General features: G+C 59.6%; 7 protein-coding genes and 1 pseudogene. 6 read left to right on the plus strand and 2 right to left on the minus strand.

Annotated elements, in window-relative coordinates; genetic code table 11:
- Both CAPSK01_RS16705 and CAPSK01_RS16710 read left to right on the plus strand, forming a co-directional pair.
- The coding region (locus tag CAPSK01_RS16705; RefSeq protein WP_034929224.1) for a hypothetical protein at positions 1 to 391 on the plus strand (391 nt) is incomplete at its 5' end.
- A 398-nt stretch (positions 392 to 789) separates the two neighbouring features.
- Complete coding sequence (locus tag CAPSK01_RS16710; protein ID WP_273703891.1) at positions 790 to 1,971, plus strand: porin; 1,182 nt, start codon at positions 790 to 792, stop codon at positions 1,969 to 1,971.
- 138 nt (positions 1,972 to 2,109) lie between these two features.
- Here CAPSK01_RS16710 and CAPSK01_RS23495 read toward each other — a convergent pair whose 3' ends face one another.
- Positions 2,110 to 2,310: a hypothetical protein gene (locus CAPSK01_RS23495; protein WP_138678054.1), complete on the minus strand. Its 201-nt coding sequence runs from the start codon at positions 2,308 to 2,310 to the stop codon at positions 2,110 to 2,112.
- 27 nt (positions 2,311 to 2,337) lie between these two features.
- Here CAPSK01_RS23495 and CAPSK01_RS16715 point away from each other — a divergent pair, with 27 nt between their 5' ends.
- From CAPSK01_RS16715 to CAPSK01_RS16730, 4 genes are all read left to right on the plus strand, one after another.
- Positions 2,338 to 3,516, plus strand: a complete 1,179-nt coding sequence (locus CAPSK01_RS16715; protein WP_034929227.1) for a porin — start codon at positions 2,338 to 2,340, stop codon at positions 3,514 to 3,516.
- Between the two features lie 152 nt (positions 3,517 to 3,668).
- Positions 3,669 to 3,935, plus strand: coding sequence for a 30S ribosomal protein S20 (gene rpsT, locus CAPSK01_RS16720; protein ID WP_034929230.1), 267 nt, complete (start codon positions 3,669 to 3,671; stop codon positions 3,933 to 3,935).
- A gap of 244 nt (positions 3,936 to 4,179) precedes the next feature.
- Positions 4,180 to 4,830: a protein-L-isoaspartate O-methyltransferase gene (locus tag CAPSK01_RS16725; protein ID WP_034929505.1), complete on the plus strand. Its 651-nt coding sequence runs from the start codon at positions 4,180 to 4,182 to the stop codon at positions 4,828 to 4,830.
- 94 nt (positions 4,831 to 4,924) lie between these two features.
- Positions 4,925 to 6,268 carry a TolC family outer membrane protein gene (locus CAPSK01_RS16730; RefSeq protein WP_034929233.1) on the plus strand — a complete coding sequence of 448 codons (1,344 nt, stop codon included), beginning with the start codon at positions 4,925 to 4,927 and terminating at the stop codon, positions 6,266 to 6,268.
- Between the two features lie 71 nt (positions 6,269 to 6,339).
- Here the strand turns inward: CAPSK01_RS16730 and CAPSK01_RS16735 are convergent.
- Positions 6,340 to 6,621: pseudogene (locus tag CAPSK01_RS16735) on the minus strand (3-deoxy-D-manno-octulosonic acid transferase); the annotation flags it as partial.

Below are 6,621 nucleotides of genomic sequence, written 5' to 3' on the forward strand. Positions count from 1 at the left end.
GGCGCCGCTGCTCAACCCGAAAACCGACATCGCGCTGCCTTTGTCGAGCTGCAATCTCAACCGGCAAGCCTGTGTCGTGAAATTGCCCAACGGCGGTCAGGTCGAGTTCTCGATCGAACCACGACCGATCCCGGTGCTCAAGCCGCTGCAGTTGCAGGCCAGCTTTCAGGCAACCGGGGTGCGCAAGGTCGAAGTCGATTTCAGCGGCAGCACCATGAAGATGGGCTACAACCGAACGCAACTCGAAAGGCAGAGCGGCAGCGACCGCTTCGCGGCATCGGCCAGCCTGCCGGTATGCATCACCGGCACGATGGAATGGGAAGCCACCGTACTCGTAGACACTGGCAAGGCCATCTTTGCCATCCCCTTTCGCTTCGTCACCGGCCACTGAAACCACGGGAGCCCATGCGGCGGCAGCGAAGCCTTGCTCCCTGACCCTTCGCCAGAGCAGCCGCGCCGTGCCCTACCCTGCATTCGTCCTTGCCTTACCGGCAAACCCATGGACATGGATGAGGATGCACGAGCCAACCAGTTCGGCCTGAACTGGCAACAGGCGAACGCATCTTGCAGCAGCGAGGCGGTCGAAGAACCGTTACGCGAGCATAATAACGACGCCTGTTGCAAAAACCCAACAACCTTTGCCCTGCATTCAAGGAAAGCGCTCAGGGAACTTGCTCAGGCCATCGCCGTTTGCCAGAATCGCCAGAACTTCTCGTTTCTTTTTCGAGAGGTCCAGTTTGATGAAGCAGCAGCGGGCTTCATTGATCTCAAACCTAGAGGAGATTCACCATGCAAAAGAAACTCATCGCACTGGCAGTCGCCAGCCTGGCCTCGGGCGCTGCTTTTGCCCAGACCAACGTCACCATGTACGGCGTGGCCGACATCGGCTATATGTATAGCACCGGCGACGCCGGCAGAGTGGGTAACATCCCCATTCCCGGCACCAACACCTTCAGCGGCATCAATTCCGGCCTGCTGGCCGGCTCCCGCCTCGGTTTCCGCGGCGAAGAAGCCCTCGGCAATGGCCTGAAGGCAGTCTTCACCCTGGAGTACTCGCTCAACCTCGACAACAACAGCGGCGTCGGCAATACCGGCGGCCTCAATGCCCGTCAACAGTACGTTGGCCTCTCCCACGCCGGCTGGGGCACCATCGCCCTCGGTCGCCAGTATGCTCCCGGCTACCAGGCCACCGCCAACAATGATCCGTTTGGTGGTGCCGTATTCGAACCACAGTCTTTCCTGACCGCCCAGGCCGGCAACAGCATCACCCCGAACTCCCCCGCTCGCTGGGATAACGCGATCACCTACACCAGCCCGAACTGGGGCGGCTTCACCGGCAAGGCGATCTACTCCTTCGGTGAGACCAGCGCCGCCGGCGGCACCTTCAATGACAAGCTGACCGACGTTTCGGATAATGGCAAGTGGGCTCTCGGCGCCAACTTCGCCACCGGCCCGTTCAACCTCGACGTTGTTTATCATCAGCGTCAAAGCGTGACCAACGGCTCGCTGATCGCGGTCCCCGGACTGACCGGCCTGTTTACAGCCAATGGCAAGGCGGTCGAGGAAGCGTACATTGGTGGTAGCTTCGACCTCAAGTTCGTCAAGCTGATGGCCAGCTGGCAGGGTCAGAACGACAAGAACGCGGCCAACCTGGACAACCAGCTCTGGCAGATCGGCGCGGTCATCCCGGTTCTCGGCTCCAGCAACATTCACCTCGGCTATTCCGAACTGTATTGGGATCAAGGTAGCCAGTGGGTTCGCGGCGTGAAAGTCAAGCGCCCGCTCAACGACGATTCGCAGGCCGCTGCGCTGGGCTGGACGACCGCCTTGTCCAAGCGCACCACGCTGTATGCTGGTTATGTCTGGGTTAAAAACGACAAGCGAAGCTACGCGGCTGGCCCCGTCGCCGGGGTTGGGGCGCGCGGCGAGGACAACAATACTTTCCTGGCCGGTATCAATCACAAATTCTAATTTGACCTCGGTCAACCTGGTTTCTGGAACGGGCGCTTCGGCGCCCGTTTTTTTGTTTCCCCCAATGTCCTTGAGCATGCATGAACTCTCCTCTCATTGCGCTTGTTCTGGCCAGCTTCCAGGAAAACCCGAGCGCGATCAGGCCAAGGGCAACTCTTCCCCCGTCAAAAGCAGATCATCATCGGCGTAACAAAAATACAACAAATGCGCTTTACTTGCCTGAAAAGGGGTTGCGGAGGTTGCTTCAAACGCATCTGGCTGCCAGAATCGGGTCGTGTTCCGCCAATGATTTCGCTGCCACAGCGGCTCAGGCTGGTGGATGTGGATTTTGAGCTTCATGTTTACAGACCTACAGGAGATAGCACCATGCAAAAGAAACTCATTGCCCTGGCCGTTGCGAGTCTGGCATCGGGTGTCGCCGCTGCCCAGACCAACGTCACCATGTACGGTGTGCTTGACTTGGCCTACGCCTACAGTTCAGGGAATGCCGGTCGCAACGCCCTCGGAATCAAGATTCCCGGAAAGAATACCTTCAGTGGCATCACCGGCATCGGCGCCGGAAATCGCCTCGGCTTCAAGGGCGAAGAAGCCCTGGGCAACGGCCTGAAAGCGGTGTTCACGCTCGAATACGGTCTCGATCCGGACATCAACTGCGGCATTGGCACCTGCGGCCTGAACGCCCGCCAGCAGTTCGTCGGACTGGCGAGCAACTATGGTACCGTCGCCCTCGGTCGTCAATATGCCCCTGGTTTTAACGCGACCGCCAACAACGACGGACTCGATGCGAGCGATTTTGCCATCCAGTCGAGCCTCAGTGCGCTCAATGGCATGACGATCACTCCGAACAGCCCGGCCCGTTTCAACAACGCCATCACCTATACCAGCCCCAGCCTGTCCGGCTTCAAGGCCAGTGCGATCTACAGCTTCGGCGAGACCAGGGACGCTTTTGGCAGCTACAACGACAAGCGGGTCAGTGTCTCGGATAACGGCAAGTACGGTCTTGGCCTCAACTATGCCAACGGCCCGATCAATTTCGACGCGGTCTGGCAATCACGTACCAATGTCTCCATCCCGACCGCCACTCCCCCCTACGAGTTGGCCGGTACCGACAAAAGCATCAATGAATGGTACGTCGGCGGCAGTTACGACCTCAAGGTCGTCAAGCTCTTTGCCAGCTACCAGGCTCTGGACAACAAGAACAAAAGGGATGTTGTCACAGGCCTCAGGGTTTCCGGCATCGAGGACAGCAATCTCTGGACGCTTGGCGTGACCGCACCGATCGGTCGTGGCACGCTCGGCCTGAGCTACGGCAGACTGACCAGCGACCGCAAATGGACCGGTGACGGCGTCAGCTGGGGCGCAGGCACCCAGTACACCTATCCGCTGTCGAAGCGCACCTCTCTGTACGGCGCATATAGCTACTTCAGCAACAACAATAACGTGCTGCCAGGCAACGCTGGACAGGCGATCGCCATTCCGGGCATCGTCGGTGCCTCGGGCGAAAGCAACTACGCACTCGGTGCGGGCATTACGCACAGCTTCTGATTCCAGGCTGTTCGCAGGATCAACGGGCGCCCTGGCGCCCGTTTTTTCACTTTTGAAGCACACCCAAACATCTTGCTTGCGTCAGGCGGCGGCATTCTGTAGAATCGCCGCCTTTCGACCCAAGCACCAGTTTTTGATAGGGAAACACATCCATGGCCAACAGCGCACAAGCTCGCAAGCGTGCCCGCCAAGCCGTCAAGCAACGCGCCCACAACACCAGCCTGCGCTCGAGTCTGCGCACTGCCGTCAAGCGCGTGCAAAAGGCCATTCTGGCTGGCGACAAGGCGGCGGCGCAGAGCATTTACCAGGAATCGGTATCGGTAATCGACCGCATTGCCGACAAGAAGATCATCCACAAGAACAAGGCAGCACGCCACAAGAGCCGCCTTTCGGCACAGGTCAAGGGCCTCAGCGCATAAAAAGCCTGCACGTTTGTCAACAAACGGCGCCTTCGGGCGCCGTTTGTTTGTGTCGAAAGGGAAGAAGCCTATCCAGCGCCGCAGGGCCCAGTTCGGCCTGCCATCGCACCGACCCTATTCTGGCCCGAATCGCAATGGGCGACCGATTGACGATCAAGGTATAATTCCGTGATCGAGATATAATATTAGATCGTACTAATATTACATTACAATTGCAACGGGGAATGCTATGGCTGCGGTCAAGATGGATATGGAACAGGCTCGCTTCAACATGATTGAGCAACAGATCCGCCCTTGGGAGGTGCTGGATCCGGAAGTGCTCGGGCTGCTTGCCGCGGTCAAGCGTGAAGTCTTTGTCCCCGAGGCGCTCACGTTGCTGGCGTTTGCCGATCTGGAGTTGCCGATTGGCCACGGCCAGGCGATGCTGCCACCGAAGATTGAAGCGCGAATTCTTCAGGAAGTGGGGGTCAGGAACACCGACATCGTTCTTGAGGTGGGGACCGGCAGTGGGCATATGGCTGCACTCCTCGCATCAAAAGCCGAGTATGTCTATAGCGTCGAGATTGATCCGGTCCTCGCTGAAACTGCCCGCCGTAACCTGCGGCATGCCGGCGTTGCCAACGTCAGCGTCGAGACGGGTGACGCTTCACAGGGCTGGTCGGGCCCCTCCCCTTACGATGTGATCGTCATCTCGGGTTCTCTGCCGGAACTGCCCGACGTATTTCTGCAGCAACTCAAGCTTGGCGGTCGCCTCGCTGCATTCATCGGCGAAGCGCCCGTGATGGAAGCACAGCTGATCATCCGCACCGCTGATAAGGCCTTCAACACGACCAACCTTTTTGAAACCGTGGTCGCGCCGTTGACCACCAGGAAGCGCCAGAGCTTCGTCTTCTGAAGGCTGGTCCAGAATGCTGCGCTTCTCGATGCTCGGACTGCAGAGCGGCTGGCGATATCATTGCTTCATCGCCTACTGAAAGCGAGTGAGCGTCATGCCCTTTAAACTCTGCGTCGGCAGGTCCGGCCTGGTGTTGGCGACCCTCCTGGCGGCAGCTCCCGTATCGGCCGCTGACCTGGTGCAGGTCTATCGTCAGGCACTCGCCTACGACGCCCAGTATGCGGCTGCGCGTGCGGCCGCCGAAGCCGGACGCGAGAAGCTGCCGCAGGCGCTCGCGGGCCTGCTGCCGACCATCGGCGCGACCGGCAATACCTTCTGGAACGACACCCACTACAAGGCGACGATCGGCCCCGACAGGCAAAGCTACCAGAACAAGTACAACAGCCACAGCTTTGGCGTGAACCTGACGCAACCGCTGTTTCGCTGGCAGAACTATGTTCAGTACGACCAGTCGAAACTGCTGCTCATGCAGACCGAGGCCAACCTTGCGCAAGCCGGACAGGATCTGATCCTGCGTGTTGCCCAGGCATACTTTGACGTACTCTTCGCAATCGAAAACCTGCGCGCTGTACAGGCCAACAAGACGGCGATCGCTCAGCAACTCGAGCAGGCGAAGAAAAACTTCGAAGTCGGCACGGCAACCATTACCGATACCTATGAGTCGCAATCGCGCTTCGACCTGGCGACTGCTCAGGAGATTGCGGCCGACAACGATCTCGAGGTGAAACGTTACGCGCTGCGCGTGCTGGTCGGCAAGGACCCGGGTGAACTGAATCGGCTGAAGCCGAAAGCAGTGATCGAACCACCGCAACCGGCAAGAATGGAACCATGGGTAGAGGCGGCCGAACGTGACAGTTTTGTCGTTCAGGCACAGCAGGCATCCGTCGAAGCGGCCGCCAAGGGAGTCGACATCAGCCGCGCTGCGCATTACCCGACAGTCGACATGGTCGCCAACTACGGGCAGAACAACGGCCCCGGACAATTTGGGGTCGGTTCGATCGACACCACCTCCGGCCAGCTTGGTCTGCAGCTCAATATCCCGATTTTTCAGGGTGGTGCCGTCAACTCGCGAGTCCGTGAAGCGATCGCCAGACGCACGGGGGAACAGGCTGCGCTGGACAATGCGACCCGCAACGCGGCGCTCAACGCACGCCAGGCCTATCTCGGCGTGGTCAATGGTCTTGCTGGAGTCCGCGCGCTTGAGGCGGCGCTGGTTTCGAGTCTGAGTTCGCTGGAATCGAACCGGCTGGGTTACGAAGTCGGTGTGCGCATCAACATCGACGTACTCAATGCCGAGAATCAGGTTTATGTCACTCGGCGCGATCTGGCCAAAACCCGTTTCGACACCTTGATCAACCAGCTCAGGTTAAAGGCTGCGGTCGGGGCGCTCGCCGAAAGCGATCTCGAACGGATCAACTCACTGTTCGAGGCACCCTGACGGTCATGGCGGTTGCAGGCAACCCCGATCATGAAAGCCATGGCCGTTGTTTCCCTCCCCCGCACCCTCTCTCACTGGCAGGACGGGTGAGGCTCGTGAGTCGCTGACGCAACTTTCACAACAAGCTCCATGGTGCGCGCCGTCGCACCGCGGTGGGTCTGACTGAAGGTCGTCGCGGCCGTACGCATGGCCAGTAGCGCTTGCGGATGCAAGAGCAGATCCTTGGCCGCCCGCGCCGCTGCACCCGCATCCGGAACTGCACGCGCAGCTCCACAGGCGATGGCGTCCGCACTGGCCTCTGCAAAGTTGAAGCAGTGCGGGCCAAGCAGGACCGGGCAGCCACAGGCTGCCGC

This window comes from Candidatus Accumulibacter vicinus (genome assembly GCF_000584955.1).
Classification (GTDB): Bacteria; Pseudomonadota; Gammaproteobacteria; order Burkholderiales; family Rhodocyclaceae; genus Accumulibacter; species Accumulibacter vicinus.

What these genes read in the sequence shown, in the direction of transcription:
- CAPSK01_RS16710 (WP_273703891.1), top strand. Translation starts at nt 790, where the DNA reads ATGCAAAAGAAACTCATCGCACTGGCAGTCGCCAGCCTGGCCTCGGGC.
- CAPSK01_RS23495 (WP_138678054.1), bottom strand. Translation starts at nt 2,310, where the DNA reads ATGAAGCTCAAAATCCACATCCACCAGCCTGAGCCGCTGTGGCAGCGA.
- CAPSK01_RS16715 (WP_034929227.1), top strand. Translation starts at nt 2,338, where the DNA reads ATGCAAAAGAAACTCATTGCCCTGGCCGTTGCGAGTCTGGCATCGGGT.
- rpsT (WP_034929230.1), top strand. Translation starts at nt 3,669, where the DNA reads ATGGCCAACAGCGCACAAGCTCGCAAGCGTGCCCGCCAAGCCGTCAAG.
- CAPSK01_RS16725 (WP_034929505.1), top strand. Translation starts at nt 4,180, where the DNA reads ATGGATATGGAACAGGCTCGCTTCAACATGATTGAGCAACAGATCCGC.
- CAPSK01_RS16730 (WP_034929233.1), top strand. Translation starts at nt 4,925, where the DNA reads ATGCCCTTTAAACTCTGCGTCGGCAGGTCCGGCCTGGTGTTGGCGACC.